Below are 14822 nucleotides of genomic sequence, written 5' to 3'. Positions count from 1 at the left end.
ACGAAAAAAACCTTTGACAGGGGCGGAGGGCGTGACTACAATGCGGCCTTCGTTTTGAGGCCAGTTAGCTCAGTTGGTAGAGCAGCGGATTGAAAATCCGCGTGTCCGTGGTTCGATTCCGCGACTGGCCACCAGAATTCAAAAGGCCCTCGGTTTTCCGAGGGCCTTTTTCGTTTTCAGCTGTCGATTGCGCCGATTTTTCTGAGGAGATGCAGAAAGTCGGGGCTGCATCGGTGTGTTGCAGCCGCTTCTCCGTTTCCTTCCCCCGTTGTTGCGTCGCAGTGATGCTGCCAGGTTCCGGCGGTGCCGAGCGCGTTGCGTGCCGCTTGCTTACTTTGAGAGCGTCATGCGGTTGCTGGCCACGTCCACCTTGAGGGATTTGAGGGCGCTCATGCCGATCAGGGTGGGGGCGCCACTGGGGCCGATGGAGACGGTGACGTAATCCAGCTTGATGCCGCCCACGTAAAGGCTGGGGACGGTGACATGCTCCACCGCCATGGTGCTGCCGTTGGCGATGCGGGAAAGGCCCCGGCGGCCTTTGCCGGGGATCAGACCGAGGCGCAAGGCCGTGTCGGCCCCCAGGCTGACCAAGGTGGCGCCGGTGTCGATCATGCCCGGGGTGCTGGTGTTGTTGATGGTCAGCCGGGTATGGAAGTGGCCCCGGGGGTCGGCATCCAGCACCAGGCGGGTGTTGGCGGCGCTGGCCTCGCCGCCGGTGCATTGGGCCTCGATGCAATCCCCGCCGTGCCGGCGCTGTTCCCTGTCTGAATGCTGGGCCAGCCAGCGCGCGGCCACCGGGTCGCCGCCGGCGCCGGCTTTCTCGTACCAGTAGGCGGCGGTGACCGGGCAGGGGCGGACCAGATAGCCGGTTTCAAAACTGATGGCCAGATTGCGCTGTTCTACGGCCACGCCGTTTTCGGCACCCTTGAGCAGGGCGCCCAGGAGCGGGTGGGGGGCTTTGAGCGGGCTGCTGTTGAAGTTGTCTTCTGGAGCGTAGTAGCGGACCGGGCCGCAGCTTCCCGTGGGCGCGCCGGGTGCGGCCTGGCCTGGTGCGGCAAACATGCATCCGGCCAGGCACAGCAGAAGGGAAAGGCAGGAGTAGGGCGGGGTTGCAGGCATGGGCTTGGCGCATTCTTGAAATGTGGGCAAAGAATATCGTCATAATCCGACGGCTCCCAGGAGATTTTTCCTTATTCTGTATTTGCCCGTACGTCAGTTTGTTTATTCGTTTTCTCGGATAAACAAATAGCCAATCAAGCTTTGTGGTTCTAAAAGCCTTGGTTAGAGTTCGTCCCTAACGCACCTTGGGTGCTGCTGAACAAAGGAATTGCCATGAGATTTTCCGCCACCTCCCCGTCGTCTTTTTCCCGTTTGCTGCTCGCCCTGACCCTGGCGGCCGGTCTGAGCGGCCCGGCCCTGGCCGATGTCACCCTGCTCAACGCCTCCTACGACGTGGCCCGGGATTTCTACAAGGACTACAACCCCATGTTCACCAAGCACTGGCAAGCCAAGGCCGGTGAAAAGGTGGAGGTGAAACAGTCCCACGGCGGTTCCTCCAAGCAGGTGCGGGCCGTGGCCGATGGCCTGGAAGCGGACGTGGTGACCATGAACCAGGCCACCGACGTCGATTACCTGGCCGAGAAGGGCCTGGTGGCCAAGGACTACGCCAAAAAATTCCCCAACAACGCCTCGCCCTACACCTCCACCATGGTGTTCATCGTGCGCAAGGGCAATCCCAAGGCCCTGAAGGACTGGTCCGACCTGGCCAAGTCCGGCGTTGAAGTGATCGTGCCCCATCCGAAGAACACCGGTAACGGCCGCTACACCTACCTGGCTGCCTGGGGCTACGCCCTCAAGCAGCCCGGCGGCAACGACAAGACGGCCCTGGAATTCGTCGGCAAGATCCTGAAGAACGCCCCCCTGTTCGCCGCCGGCGGCCGGGATGCCACCACCACCTTCATGCAGCGCCGCCTGGGCGACGTGCTGGTGACCTTTGAGTCCGAGGCCGAACTGATCGCCAAGGAATTCGGCCGCGGTGAGTTCGAGGTGGTCTATCCCAGCGTTTCCATCCTGGCCGAGTTCCCCGTGGCGGTGGTGGACCGGGTGGTGGACAAGAAGGGTAGCCGCAAGCAGGCCCAGGCTTACCTGGATTACCTGTGGTCCAAGGAAGGCCAGGAGAACGCCGCCCAGAACTACCTGCGCCCCCGGGATGCGGAAGTGCTGAAGAAGTATGCTACCCAGTTCCCCAACATCAAGACCTTCTCCGTGGATGAAGTGTTCGGCGGCTGGACCAAGGCAGCCAAGGCCCACTTTGTCGATGGTGGTTCCTTCGACCAGCTCTACGTGCAAAAGTAATTCGCCCACGCTCCCGACCCCCACGGCGCCGGGCCGGCCTGCAAGGCTTCCCGGCGCCGTCGTTTGAGAAACCCATGTCAGCCAAGAAAAACAACGTCCTCCCCGGTTTCGGCCTGGCCCTGGGCTACACCCTGGTGTATCTCTCGGTGCTGGTGCTGATCCCCCTGGGCGGCCTGGTGCTCAAATCCACCAGCCTGACCTTTGCCCAGTTCTGGGATATCGCCACCACTGAGCGGGCCCTGGCCGCCTATCGTGTCACCTTCGGCACCTCGGCCTTGGCGGCCGTCATCAATGCCTTTTTCGGCCTCATCGTCGCCTGGGTGCTGGTGCGCTACGACTTCTTCGGCAAGCGCCTGATCGACTCTTTCGTTGATCTACCCTTCGCCCTACCCACCGCCGTGGCCGGCATTACCCTGGCCACCCTGTATTCCACCAACGGCTGGATCGGCAAGCACCTGGAGCCCCTGGGTCTGAAGGTGGCGTACACCCCCCTGGGCATCGTCGTCGCCCTCACCTTCATCGGCCTGCCCTTTGTCGTACGCACCCTGCAGCCGGTGATCGAGGACATCGAGCCGGAAGTGGAAGAGGCCGCCGCCACCCTGGGCGCCTCCCGCTGGCAGACCTTCCGCCGCATCATCTTCCCGGCCATCTTTCCGGCGCTCCTCACCGGTTTCGCCCTGTCCTTCTCCCGGGCTGTGGGGGAATACGGCTCGGTGATCTTCATCGCCGGCAATATGCCCCTGATTTCCGAAATCACGCCCCTGCTCATCATTTCCAAGCTGGAGCAGTACGACTACGTGGGCGCCACCGCCCTGGCGGTGGTCATGCTGGGCATTTCCTTCGTCCTGCTGCTGGCCATCAACGGCCTGCAATGGTGGGCTGCCAATCGACACAACAACCGCAACACGGGAGGCGAGCAATGAGCGTGCGCCGTGCCAACACCGAACCGGCCTGGGTGCGCTACACCCTGCTGACCCTGGCCTTCGCCTTCCTTGCCCTGTTCCTCGGCGTGCCCCTGGCTGCCGTCTTCGCCGAAGCCCTGCGGGGCGGCTGGGAAGCCTATTTCGGCAATCTGGTGGATAGCGAATCCCTCCACGCCGTCACTCTGACCCTGATCGTGGCGGCCATCGCCGTGCCGTTGAATGTGGCCTTCGGCATTGCTGCCAGCTGGGCCATCGCCAAGTTCGAGTTCCGCGGCAAGAGCCTGCTCATCACCCTGATCGACCTGCCCTTCGCCGTCAGCCCGGTCATCGCCGGCCTCATCTTCGTGCTGATGTTTGGCGCCCAGGGCTATTTCGGCCCCTGGCTGTTCGAGCACGACGTGAAGATCGTCTTTGCCGTACCCGGCATCATCCTGGCCACCCTGTTCGTCACCTTCCCCTTTGTCGCCCGGGAAATGATTCCCCTCATGCAGGCCCAGGGCAAGGACGAGGAGGAGGCCGCCGTCTCCCTCGGTGCCTCCGGCTTGCAGATGTTCTGGCGAGTGACCCTGCCCAACATTAAGTGGGGCCTGCTCTACGGGGTGATCCTGGCCAACGCCCGGGCCATGGGCGAGTTCGGCGCCGTTTCCGTGGTTTCCGGCCACATCCGCGGCGAGACCAACACCCTGCCCCTGCACGTGGAAATTCTCTACAACGAATACAACGCCATCGGCGCCTTCGCCTCGGCCTCCGTCCTCGCCCTGCTGGCCCTGGTCACCCTGGTGGCCAAGACCCTGGTGGAGTGGCGCATGCGGGCCGAGACCGCGATGCTGACCGCCGAGCTTCCCCCCGAGAAAACCAACTGAGCCTGCCGCCATGAGTATCGAAATCCGCAACATCGCCAAGCGTTTCGGCAACTTCGTCGCCCTCGACGATGTCTCCCTCTCCATTCCCACCGGCGAGCTGGTGGCCCTGCTGGGCCCCTCTGGCTGCGGCAAGACCACCCTGCTGCGCATCATCGCCGGCATGGAGACGGCGGACGAGGGCCAGGTCATGTTCGAAGGCAGCGAGGCTACTCACCTCCATGCCCGGGAACGCCAGGTGGGCTTCGTTTTCCAGCACTACGCCCTGTTCCGCCACATGAGCGTGTTCGAGAACGTGGCCTTCGGTCTGCGGGTCAAGCCGCGCAAGGAGCGGCCCAGCGAGTCCGAGATCCGCAAGCGGGTCATGGAGCTGCTCTCCCTGGTGCAGCTGGACTGGCTGGCCGACCGCTACCCGGCCCAGCTTTCCGGTGGCCAGCGCCAGCGCATCGCCCTGGCCCGGGCCCTGGCGGTGGAACCCAAGGTGCTGCTGCTGGACGAACCCTTCGGCGCCCTCGACACCAAGGTGCGCAAGGAACTGCGCCGCTGGCTGCGCCGCCTGCACGACGAGATGCACATCTCCTCCGTCTTCGTCACCCACGACCAGGAAGAAGCCCTGGAAGTGGCGGACCGGGTGGTGGTGATGAACAAGGGCCACATCGAGCAGGTGGGCTCCCCGGACGAGGTGTACTCCAACCCGGCCAGTCCCTTCGTCTATCAGTTCCTCGGCAACGTGAACGTCTTCCACAGCCGCGTCCATGGCGCCTGGGCCGAAGTGGCCCGGGACGACGCGCCGGCGGGCGAGGAGGCGGTGGCCTTCATTCGCCCCCACGACATCGACATCGACACCGTGGCCACGCCGGAAGCCCTGGAGGCCCAGGTCAGCTACGTGCAGACCATCGGCCCCCTGGTGCGGGTGGAGGTGATCCATCAGGGCGAACTGGTGGAAGTGGAGCTGACCCGGGAGCGCCAGCAGGTGCTGGGCCTAGCCCCGGGCCAGCGGGTGTGGCTGAAACCGCGCCAGGTCAAGGTCTTTGCCAACGGCGAAGCGGCCCCGGCCAAGGCGGTGGAAAAGCAGGCCTTCCTGTTCTAAGGGGAACCCGGGGAAAGCAGGGGCCTGGCTCAGGAGGTCAGGCGCCGCAATCCCCGCATCAGGCTGCCCACCCCGGGTAGCTTTTCATACAGCTCCTCGGCCGTGTCCCAATAATCCCGGTGGTAGATCACCTTGCCGGCGGCATCGAACCTGAGATGGCTGACCCCGTGCATGCCATAGGTGCCGCGGCGCGCCAGCAGGCGCAGGGGGAGGGGCAGGCGGTAGGAAAAATCCCAGATGAGCATGGCCTCGTCTCCCTGGACCAGGCTGTTGCCAAAACGGAAGCAGGGCGCTTCCACCTGTTCGAACATGCGCCGCAGCACGGCCTGGATGGCCGGTACCCCGCTGACGTCGTTGAAGGGGTCCTTCAGCTGGGCGTCTGCAGCGTAGAAATCCCCCAGGCGGTTGATGGCCGCCGGGGTCAGGGTCTCGTAGTAATGGATCAGGGCGCCCACCTCGGGGCGTAGGCCCGGGGCGGGTTCCATGCTGGGATCAGGCGTTCTCGCCGGAGAGTTCGGCGTAGGCCGAGTGGTTGTGGATGGACTCGAAATTCTCCGAAGCCACCGACCAGCGGCCGATGCGGGGCTCGGCCATGAGGCGCAGGGCGATATCCCGCACCAGGTCTTCGACAAACTTGGGATTGTCGTAGGCCCGCTCGGTGACCCACTTTTCATCCGGACGCTTCAACAGCCCGAAGACTTCGCAGGAGGCTTCCTCCTCGGCCAGGCGCACCAGTTCTTCCACCGCCATGGGCTGGCGCAGCTGGGCGGTGATGGTGATGTGGGAGCGCTGGTTGTGGGCGCCGTACTCGGAAATCTTCTTGGAGCAGGGGCAGAGGCTGGTGACCGGGGCGGTGACGGCCAGGGTGAGGTCAGCCTGGGCGCTGCCCTGGCGTTTTTCCACCTTCAGGGCCACGTCGTAATCCAGCAGGCTTTCCACGCCGGAAACCGGGGCCACCTTGGCGATGAAGTAGGGGAAGGCGAGGTCGATGCTGCCGCTCTCCGCTTGCAGGTGGGTCAGCATCTCGGCCAGCAGGGCCGGCAGTTCCGCCGCCTGCAGGGCGCCCCGGGGGCGCTCGAGGATTTCGACGAAGCGGGACATGTGGGTGCCCTTCACTTCCGGGGGCAGGCCCACGGCCATGGTCAGCTGGGCCACGGTGTTCTGGATGGTGCCGTTCGGGGTGGCCAGGGCCAGGGGGTAGCGCAGGCCCTTCACGCCAACCTTCTGGATGGCCAGCTGGCGCTGGTCCGGGGTGGCTTGGACATCGGGCAGGTGGAACATCTTGTCCGGTGCGTTCATGGGGTTCTCCGAGGGGTTGGGGTGTTGTCGGTGTTGTTTGTTATGGGGGCGCGGCGCTCAGGGAGCGTCAAGAAAACGCTGGATGGCCTGCCGCAGCTGAGGGTCGTTGGGCGCGGTGCGGCTGCCGAACGAGAGCACGGTCTTGCCGCTGCGGTCGATCAGGTACTTGTGGAAATTCCATTGCGGCACCTGGCCGGTGGCCTTGGCCAGGGCCTGGTAGAAGGGATTGGCCTCTTTGCCCACCACCGTGCTCTTGGCCAGCATGGGGAAGCGCACGCCGTAGGTGAGGCGGCAGAAGTCGGCGATCTCCTGGTTGGAGCCCGGTTCCTGCTGGCCGAAGTCGTTGGCCGGGAAGCCCAGCACCACTAGGCCCTTGTCCTTCAGCTCGGCATAGAGGTCTTCCAGGCCGTCGTACTGGTTGGTGAAACCACAGTAGGAGGCGGTATTCACCACCAGCAGCACCTTGCCGGCGTACTGGCAGAGGGGTTGGGGCTGGTTGTCCTGCAGGGCAGGGAAAGTGTGTTGCAGCAGAGGCGGGCAATCGGCGGCACTGGCCGGCATGGCGGTTCCCATCAGGCTGAGTAAAAGCAGAAAGGCAGGCAGAAGGCGGGGCATGGCATCTCCGGGCGGGCGGCAAAGTCGTTCCAGGCCATGGCCCGGCCTTCTCAAGACAGCGGGCGGGGGCTCCTGGTTCCCGCCGGGGGCCGGGGCGGGGCCTGATGCAGTGCAAAAAAACAGGGAACCGCGCTCGGCCTTCGCTGTCTCTAGCTGCGCGCCCCCAACTCCCACAGAGAAACTACAAAATGCTCTACCCGGAACTCTTCACCAGCCTGGAAAAAGCCCGCTGGAACATGGCCGACGACATTCCCTGGGACCAGTTCGACGGCAGCCTGCTCTCCGACGAGCAGGCCCTCACCATCAAGATGAACGCCATTACCGAATGGTCCGCCCTGCCCGCCACCGAGATGTTCCTGCGGGACAACCAGGACGATTCCGACTTCTCCGCCTTCATGTCCATCTGGTTCTATGAAGAGCAGAAGCACTCCCTGGTGCTGCAGGAATACCTGCGCCGCTTCCGCCCCGAGCTGGTGCCGACGGAGGAAGAACTGCACGCCGTGCGCTTCGAGTTTGATCCGGCTCCGCCCCTGGAAACCCTGATGCTGCATTTCTGCGGCGAAGTGCGCCTGACCCAGTGGTACCGCCGGGCCAGCGAGTGGCATACCGAGCCGGTGATCAAGGCCATCTACGACCACATTTCCCGGGATGAAGCCCGCCACGGCGGTGCCTATCTCAAGTACATGAAGCGGGCCATCGACAAGTTCGGCGACAGCGCCCGGGCCGCCTTCGCCAAGCTGGGCATGCTGATGGCCGCCAGTGGCCGTTCCGGCAAGCCCTTGCACCCCACCAACCTGCACGTGAACCAGAGCCTCTTCCCCAACGACACGGTGCAAAGCCGCCTGCCGGACCCGGAGTGGCTGGAACGCTGGCTCGATACCCAGATCTGCTTCGACAAGACCTGGGAAGCCCGGGTGGTGGGCGGCATTCTGCGCAACCTCTCCAGCCTCTTCGACCAGACCTTCGAGACGGTGCAGGACCTGAGCCGCTACCGCAAATCCCTCAAGGCCGCCTGAGTCTGGCCGGCCGGGGCGGTACGCCGGTCCCGGCTTGCCGCCCGGGTCTTCCCCATTTTTCTTGCCTCGGGCCTTTCCGGCCTCCGGCGGGCTAGTGCCTGCCCGGTATCCGGCCCGGCGGCCGGCTACTTCGACGGTTTCTCAAAGGCGCGGGGCCGGAGCATGGCGCCGGCTCTGGTAAAATCCCCGGTCTTTTGGCGGCCCCATGTGCGGAGGCCGCCGGTTCTGCCCCGGAGATCAAGCCAATGTACAAGTCCCCCCTCATCCAGGATCTGCACGATCGTGGGCTCATCGCCCAACTGACCGACGCCCAGGCGCTCGATCAACTGCTGACCCAGGAGTCGGTGACCCTCTATTGCGGCTTTGACCCCACCGCCGACAGCCTGCACCTGGGCCACCTGGTGCCGGTGCTGATTTTGAAGCGCTTCCAGGAAGCCGGCCACAAGCCCATCGCCCTGGTGGGCGGCGCCACCGGCATGATCGGCGACCCCAGCTTCAAGGCCACCGAGCGCAAGCTCAACACCCCCGACGTGATCGCCACCTGGGTCGAGAAGATTCGCGGCCAGGTGATGCCCTTCTTGAAGTTCGACGGCGCCAACGCCGCCCGCATGGCCAACAATTACGACTGGTTCAGCGGCATGAACTGCCTGGAATTCCTGCGCGACATCGGCAAGCACTTCTCGGTGAACGCCATGATCAAGAAGGAATCGGTGCAGCAGCGCCTGGAGCGGGAAGACCAGGGCATCTCCTACACCGAGTTCTCCTACGCGCTGCTGCAGGGCTACGACTTCGCCGAGCTGTACAAGCGTTTCGGCTGCATCCTCCAGGTGGGCGGCTCCGACCAGTGGGGCAACATCGTCGCCGGCACCGACCTGACCCGCCGCCTGCACCAGCAGCAGGTGTACGGCATGACCGTGCCCCTGATCACCAAGGCCGATGGCACCAAGTTCGGCAAGACCGAATCCGGCGCCGTCTGGCTCGACCCGAAGAAGACCTCCCCCTACGCCTTCTACCAGTTCTGGCTCAACACCAGCGACGCGGACGTCTACAAGTTCCTCAAGTTCTTTACCTTCCTGCCCGTGGCCCGCATCGACGAAATCGAAGCCGCCGACAAGGCCAGCGGCGGCAAGCCCGAGGCCCAGCGCATCCTGGCCGAGGAAGCCACCCGCCTGGTGCATGGTGACGAGGCCCTCCAGGCCGCCCAGCGCATTTCCCAGTGCCTGTTCTCCGGCGAGCTGGCTTCCCTCACCGAAAACGATCTGGAACAACTGGCCCAGGATGGTATGCCCGGTGTGTCCATCGAATCCGCCCAGGGCGGCCTGATCGACGCCCTGGTGGCGGCCAACCTGGCCAAATCCAAGTCCGAAGCTCGCACCTTCATCCAGAGCGGCAGCGTGGCCATCAACGGCAACAAGGTGGATGGCATCGAGCACCAGATCGGCGATGGCGAGCGCCTCTTCGGCCGCTTCACCATCCTGCGCCGGGGCAAGAAGCAGTACGGGCTGGTGCGCTGGATCTGACGTCCGTTTAAGCCCCGTTAGCCTCACAGGGCACAGCGGTCACCGAGAGGGTGATGCTGTGCCCTTTTCTTTGGCGGAGGCTGGAGAGGCAAGCAGGGCGGGGCTTGGGTTCAGGCCTGCCCTGAGCAGCAATAGGGGTGCGGTATTCCGGGGTGGTGGGGTGAAGAATGGCGTCCTGCTTGCCTCTCCGGGCATGTCGGTGGAGGGGCAGGGACGCAGTCCCGGTCGGCCCTAGAGCCGCACCCACACCTGCACTTCCACCCGCCGCCAGGGATTGGCGTGGCGGGTCAGGCGGCTGATGCGGGCCTCCAGGGCCTCACCCCGATCCATGGCCGCGGCGACGGCGGCATTTTCCCGGCGCGGCAGGTAGCCCAGCTTGGCGCCCCGCCATTCCACCCGCACCGCCCGGGAATCGTGGGGATTCTCCGGCTCCCGGTGCAGGGTCAGGGCGTCTCCCGTCGCCATGGCCGCCCACAGGGTGTCGGCCCCGTAATACTGGCTGCCGGCCAGGGGCGAGCTTTGCACCAACATGCGCACCGCGGCCCGGGGCGGGGCCGGGGCGTTGTTGGTGGTGGCTTCTGCGATGGCGGCGGTAGCCGGTGCCTCGTCGCTCCAGGCGAACACGGGCAGGAGGAGGGCGCTCAGGAGTAGGGGCAACGTCGGGGCCAACCTCGGGTCCCATCTTGGGGAGAGGCGCGTAGGCCGCCCGGCCGCCGGAAGTGGCGCCCGCGGGGGCGTTGGGAGGCTTCCCTTAATCCGCACTGAAAGCATCCCGCAGCCACGTGATGGGCGCGTCTGCCGCCCGGCCTTCCAGCAGCAGGCAGTCGAACCGGCAGGGTGTTTCGCCGTGGGCCTGCAGCCAGTGCCGGGCGGCGAGAATGAGGCGTTGCTGCTTGCTGCGGGTGATGCTGGCGGCGGCGCCGCCGAAGGCATCGTTACGGCGCAGGCGCACTTCGACGAACACCGTGGTCTTGCCCTCCCGGGCGACGATGTCGATCTCCCCGCCCTTGACCCGGTAGTTGCGGGCCAGGATCTTCAGGCCCTGGCGTTCCAGGTGTGCTGCGACCCGGGCTTCGGCCAGCTGTCCGTCGGCCTGGCGCGAGCTGCCGGCCGGGGCGGCTGGGGTGGTCGTGGTATCTTTGGCGCCTGTCTTCATGGCCCCGCTCGCGAGTTTTAATGACAATAGAATCAGCATTGTATGTGGTCCCCACGCCCCTGGGGAATCTCCAGGACATGAGCCTGCGGGCGGTGGAAGTGCTCAAGGCCGTGCCCTGGGTGGCCGCCGAGGACACCCGCCACAGCCAGCCCCTGCTGCGCCATTTCGGCAGCAGCGCCCGCCTGCTGCCGGCCCACCAGCACAATGAGGAACAGGCGGCTCAGGGCGTCATCGACAAGCTGGCGGCCGGCGAGGCCGTGGCTCTCATTTCCGACGCCGGCACGCCGGCGGTTTCCGACCCCGGCGCCCGCATCGTCGCCCGGGTGCGGGAGGCGGGCTTCAAGGTGGTACCCCTGCCCGGCGCCTGCGCCGCGGTGACGGCCCTCTCCGCCTCCGGCCTGATGGCGCCCCATTTCCTCTTCTATGGCTTCCTGCCCACCAAGGCCGGGCAACGCCAGAAGGAGCTGGAGGCCCTGGCGGCGCTGCCCTACAGCCTGGTCTTCTACGAAGCGCCTCACCGGGTGCTGGAATCGGTGGAGGCCCTGGCCGCCGTCTTCGGTCCCGAGCGCACCATCGTCTTTGCCCGGGAGTTGACCAAGCTCTTCGAAAGCATCCACGCCTGCCCCCTGGGGGAGGCCCTGGAATGGCTGAAGGCCGACAGCAACCGCCAGCGCGGCGAATTCGTGCTGCTGGTGGAGGCCGCACCGGAAGGTTCCGACGACGGCGCCGGCGAGCGCGTCCTCAAGCTGCTGCTGGGCGAAGGGCTGCCGGTGAAGCAGTGCGCCAAGCTGGCCGCGGAAATCACCGGGGCTTCCAAGAACGAGCTGTACCAGAAGGCCCTGGCCCTCAAGGACGCTGGCTAAGCCATGGCCGCCGGCCAACGTCTGCTGCCTGTGGCGGCTGTGATGGCTGACTGCGACGGCCGCCGCTGTCGCCCTTGCCCCAACTGTTTACAGACAGTGGGGCAGGGCGGCAGTTAAAATTGCATTTATCTGCCGCAAGGCGCTTTTGCGAATAACTTCCATGCAAATCACCCTCACCCGCCCCGACGACTGGCACCTGCACCTGCGCGACGGCGAAGCCCTGGCCGCCGTGCTGCCCCATTCCGCCCGCCAGTTCGCCCGGGCCATCGTCATGCCCAACCTGAAGCCGCCGGTGACCACGGTGGAACAGGCCGCCGCCTACCGCCAGCGCATCCTCGCCGCCCTGCCGGCCGGCATGAGCTTCGAGCCCCTGATGACCCTGTACCTGACGGACAACACTCCGGCCGCTGAAATCGCCGCCGCCGTGGCTTCCGGCTTCGTCAAGGCGGTGAAGCTGTACCCCGCCGGGGCCACCACCAATTCCGACGCCGGCGTCACCGACCTGGGCAAGTGCAAGGCCGCCCTGGCCGAGATGGAAAAGCGGGGCCTGCCCCTGCTGGTGCACGGCGAAGTCACCGATCCCGCTATCGACCTCTTCGACCGGGAAAAGGCCTTCATCGACACCGTGATGATTCCCCTGCTGAAGGACTTCCCCGGCCTCAAGGTGGTCTTCGAGCACATCACCACCGCCGATGCGGCGGCCTTTGTCGCCGAGAGCGGCGCCAACATCGGCGCCACCATCACCGCCCATCACCTGCTCTACAACCGCAACGCCATCTTCCAGGGCGGCGTTCGTCCCCATTGGTACTGCCTGCCGGTGCTCAAGCGCGAAACCCATCGCCAGGCCCTGGTCCAGGCGGCCACCTCCGGCAGCGCCAAGTTCTTCCTCGGCACCGATTCCGCTCCCCACGCCACCGGCGCCAAGGAGGCGGCCTGCGGCTGCGCCGGCTGCTACACCGGCCTGCACGCCCTGGAGCTGTACGCCGAAGCCTTCGACAACGCTGGCGCCCTGGACAAGCTGGAAGGCTTCGCCAGCTTCCACGGCCCCGACTTCTACGGTTTGCCCCGCAATACCGGCAAGGTCACCCTGGAAAAGAAGGCCCAGGCCGTGCCGGCCAGCCTGCCCTACCTGAGCGGCGAGACCCTGACCCCCCTGCGGGCCGGCGAGACCCTGCCCTGGACTTTCGTCGCCTGAACCTTCTTTTTTCCGCGAGGATGCCTCTCATGAAGAAGCCCCTGCTGCTCCTGCCCCTGTTGGCACTGCCTTTTCTGGCCGGCTGCATTAACGATGCTGCCGCCTACCGCATCGACGGCCGGGAACACGCCATCAGCGTGACCCGGGAGCAGAATTTCTTCTGGGAAAAGACGGTGAAGTTTTCCGTCATTGCTGCCCGTCTGCCCGAGTGCCAGCGCATCCATGAGCTGCGCCAGGCCCCCCGGCAGAGCAAGGTGGAACTGTGGCAGCCGGGTCCCGGCACTTTCGTGTTGAAGGTGGGGAATGCCTACTTCCTGACCGAAACCCAGACCTGCAAGGGCTTCCAGAAGCTCGAAGCCGCCCCCCAGGAAGGGTTGGGCGACAAGGTCGGCGTATTCGAGGAGAAGGACGACAAATTCGTCTTCACGCCGGAGCCCAAGCCAGTGGCGGCGCCCGAGGCCGCTGCGCCGGCCGGAGCCACGGCGGCCGCCGCCCCGCAGCAGTGAGTTTTCCGGCGCCCTACGCCAATCCCCTGTTCCAGCCCCTGGCCCCGTGGCTGGAACGTCTTGATCCGCCTTGGCCGGCGGCGCCGGATGCCGCGGCCCTGGCGGGATTGTCCCGGCTGGCGGCCGATCTGGGCTTGTGTTCCGCCACCGGCCGCCCCCTCAGTTTTCCCCCGCCCCAGGACGACGGCCTGGGCTACGAGGCCCGCATCGGCCATAACGGCCAAGTGGAAACCCGGCCCGACAACTGGCATGACTTCTTCAATGCCCTGGTCTGGTGTGCCTTCCCCCGCAGCAAACAGGCCATCAATGGCCGCCACTTGCAGGTCCTGGCAGCAACTCCCGGCGATGGCAGTCCCCATGCCCAGGGCGGGCCCCGGGGCGATGCCCGGGATGCCATGACCCATTTCGACGAGTGCGGCGCCCTGGTGTTATCCACCGATCCCTCCCTGCTGCAGTTGCTGCAGGATTTCGCCTGGAAGCCCCTGTTCCTGGAGCGCCGGGCCGATCTGGCGACAGCCCTGCGGGTGGTGATTTTTGGCCATGCCACCTATGAATCCCTGCTCCGTCCCTTCCGCGGCCTGACTGCCAAGGCGGTGTTGTATGAGGTGACCCCGGCGGAACTGGCGTCGGTGGATCGGGGCGATCTGGCGGCTCTCGATGGACGTCTGGCCGGGGAGCTGGCCGCCGGCCGCCACGGCGTGCCCCGGGAGCTGCAACCTTTGCCGTTGTTGGGCTTGCCCGGTGTGACGCCGGACAATGAGGATCCCCTTTATTACGACGATACCTGGCAATTCCGTCCGGGGCGCCGCGCCAAGCCCGTATAATGGCGGGGTGAAGCTGGCCAGGCAGCCGCCGGGTGCCTTCGGGTGCCGGGAGGAAAGTCCGGGCTCCATAGAGCGGGATGCTGGCTAACGGCCAGGCGCTATAAGCCGCAAGGCAAAGGCGACGGAAAGTGCAACAGAGAACAGACCGCCGATGGCTTCGGTGCAAACCGGAGATCAGGCAAGGGTGAAACGGTGGTCGGGCCGCAAGGTCCGAACGGGCCGGCGACAGCCGGTTCGGGGTAAGAGCCCACCGCGGCTGTGGTGACACAGTCGGCACGGCAAACCCCATTCGGAGCAAGACCAAATAGGGGAGCATCAGGCGTGGCTCGCGCTGCTCCCGGGTAGGTTGCTTGAGCGCCGTGGTAACGCGGCGCCTAGAGGAATGGCTGCCAGGCCGCCGGGGTTCGCTCCGGTGGCCCTACAGAACCCGGCTTATCGGCCAGCTTCACATCCCTTTTCGTTTTTTCGCTGCGGCGGGGCGGCATGGCCGCCTGCCGCCGCTGGCGTTCGTCCCGTATTTTGTTTTGGCCCAGCAGCGGTTCAATTCCCCTCCCGCGTTCTCGCCATCGCCTCGTTCCCCTCCCTGTGAATCCGGCCAAT

16 protein-coding genes, 1 tRNA gene and 1 other RNA gene are annotated in these 14822 nt (G+C 65.6%); 12 read left to right on the top strand and 6 right to left on the bottom strand.

What is annotated here, in order from left to right:
• Positions 1-58 precede the first annotated feature (58 nt).
• Positions 59-134: transfer RNA gene (locus tag AZSI13_RS09595), tRNA-Phe, on the top strand.
• A gap of 196 nt (positions 135-330) precedes the next feature.
• Here the strand turns inward: AZSI13_RS09595 and AZSI13_RS09590 are convergent.
• Positions 331-1119, bottom strand: a complete 789-nt coding sequence (locus AZSI13_RS09590; RefSeq protein ID WP_109040949.1) for a TIGR02281 family clan AA aspartic protease — start codon at positions 1117-1119, stop codon at positions 331-333.
• Between the two features lie 213 nt (positions 1120-1332).
• Here AZSI13_RS09590 and AZSI13_RS09585 point away from each other — a divergent pair, with 213 nt between their 5' ends.
• The 4 genes from AZSI13_RS09585 to AZSI13_RS09570 all read left to right on the top strand — a co-directional run bounded on the left by AZSI13_RS09585 (position 1333) and on the right by AZSI13_RS09570 (position 5228).
• Entirely contained in the window at positions 1333-2355 is a 1023-nt protein-coding gene (locus tag AZSI13_RS09585; protein WP_109040948.1) for a sulfate ABC transporter substrate-binding protein, read from the top strand.
• 74 nt (positions 2356-2429) lie between these two features.
• On the top strand, positions 2430-3278 hold the full coding sequence (cysT, locus tag AZSI13_RS09580; RefSeq protein ID WP_109040947.1) for a sulfate ABC transporter permease subunit CysT: 849 nt from the start codon (positions 2430-2432) through the stop codon (positions 3276-3278).
• Positions 3275-4141, top strand: a complete 867-nt coding sequence (gene cysW / locus AZSI13_RS09575; RefSeq protein WP_109040946.1) for a sulfate ABC transporter permease subunit CysW — start codon at positions 3275-3277, stop codon at positions 4139-4141. Before cysT ends, cysW begins: the two co-directional genes overlap by 4 nt.
• Positions 4142-4151: 10 nt before the next feature.
• A complete protein-coding gene (locus tag AZSI13_RS09570; RefSeq protein ID WP_109040945.1) occupies positions 4152-5228 on the top strand; it encodes a sulfate/molybdate ABC transporter ATP-binding protein in 1077 nt (358 codons plus the stop codon).
• A gap of 29 nt (positions 5229-5257) precedes the next feature.
• Here AZSI13_RS09570 and AZSI13_RS09565 read toward each other — a convergent pair whose 3' ends face one another.
• From AZSI13_RS09565 to AZSI13_RS09555, 3 genes are read right to left on the bottom strand one after another with little or no spacing between them, the layout of a single operon-like run.
• Positions 5258-5713, bottom strand: coding sequence for a nuclear transport factor 2 family protein (locus tag AZSI13_RS09565; protein WP_109040944.1), 456 nt, complete (start codon positions 5711-5713; stop codon positions 5258-5260).
• A gap of 7 nt (positions 5714-5720) precedes the next feature.
• Positions 5721-6527 carry a GTP cyclohydrolase FolE2 gene (gene folE2, locus AZSI13_RS09560; RefSeq protein WP_109040943.1) on the bottom strand — a complete coding sequence of 269 codons (807 nt, stop codon included), beginning with the start codon at positions 6525-6527 and terminating at the stop codon, positions 5721-5723.
• Between the two features lie 57 nt (positions 6528-6584).
• A complete protein-coding gene (locus tag AZSI13_RS09555) occupies positions 6585-7142 on the bottom strand; it encodes a glutathione peroxidase (RefSeq protein WP_109040942.1) in 558 nt (185 codons plus the stop codon).
• A gap of 188 nt (positions 7143-7330) precedes the next feature.
• On the opposite strand from AZSI13_RS09555, the gene AZSI13_RS09550 reads away from it, so the two are divergent.
• Together AZSI13_RS09550 and tyrS are read left to right on the top strand one after the other, a co-directional pair.
• Entirely contained in the window at positions 7331-8158 is an 828-nt protein-coding gene (locus tag AZSI13_RS09550) for a ferritin (RefSeq protein WP_109040941.1), read from the top strand.
• Positions 8159-8403: 245 nt separating this feature from the next.
• Positions 8404-9678, top strand: coding sequence for a tyrosine--tRNA ligase (tyrS, locus tag AZSI13_RS09545; RefSeq protein ID WP_109040940.1), 1275 nt, complete (start codon positions 8404-8406; stop codon positions 9676-9678).
• A 231-nt stretch (positions 9679-9909) separates the two neighbouring features.
• On the opposite strand, the gene AZSI13_RS09540 is transcribed toward tyrS, so the two are convergent.
• Entirely contained in the window at positions 9910-10335 is a 426-nt protein-coding gene (locus AZSI13_RS09540; protein ID WP_235609722.1) for an HIRAN domain-containing protein, read from the bottom strand.
• Positions 10336-10429: 94 nt separating this feature from the next.
• Complete coding sequence (locus AZSI13_RS09535; RefSeq protein WP_109040939.1) at positions 10430-10834, bottom strand: YraN family protein; 405 nt, start codon at positions 10832-10834, stop codon at positions 10430-10432.
• A 20-nt stretch (positions 10835-10854) separates the two neighbouring features.
• On the opposite strand from AZSI13_RS09535, the gene rsmI reads away from it, so the two are divergent.
• The 5 genes from rsmI (at position 10855) to rnpB (ending at position 14673) form a co-directional block, all read left to right on the top strand.
• Complete coding sequence (gene rsmI / locus AZSI13_RS09530; protein ID WP_109040938.1) at positions 10855-11697, top strand: 16S rRNA (cytidine(1402)-2'-O)-methyltransferase; 843 nt, start codon at positions 10855-10857, stop codon at positions 11695-11697.
• A gap of 160 nt (positions 11698-11857) precedes the next feature.
• Positions 11858-12892 carry a dihydroorotase gene (gene pyrC / locus AZSI13_RS09525; protein ID WP_109040937.1) on the top strand — a complete coding sequence of 345 codons (1035 nt, stop codon included), beginning with the start codon at positions 11858-11860 and terminating at the stop codon, positions 12890-12892.
• A 29-nt stretch (positions 12893-12921) separates the two neighbouring features.
• Complete coding sequence (locus tag AZSI13_RS09520) at positions 12922-13398, top strand: hypothetical protein (RefSeq protein WP_109040936.1); 477 nt, start codon at positions 12922-12924, stop codon at positions 13396-13398.
• The gene (locus AZSI13_RS09515; protein ID WP_109040935.1) at positions 13395-14222 is read left to right on the top strand and encodes a DUF3025 domain-containing protein; all 828 of its coding nucleotides are present in this window, start codon (positions 13395-13397) and stop codon (positions 14220-14222) included. Before AZSI13_RS09520 ends, AZSI13_RS09515 begins: the two co-directional genes overlap by 4 nt.
• 9 nt (positions 14223-14231) lie before the next feature.
• Positions 14232-14673, top strand: an RNA gene (rnpB, locus tag AZSI13_RS09510) — RNase P RNA component class A.
• The last annotated feature ends 149 nt before the right edge of the window (positions 14674-14822 follow it).

Source organism: Azospira sp. I13, from assembly GCF_003112695.1.
Classification (GTDB): Bacteria; Pseudomonadota; Gammaproteobacteria; order Burkholderiales; family Rhodocyclaceae; genus Azospira.
The sequence above is the reverse complement of the archived record's forward strand: the minus strand, read 5'-3'. Positions and strand labels throughout refer to the sequence as shown.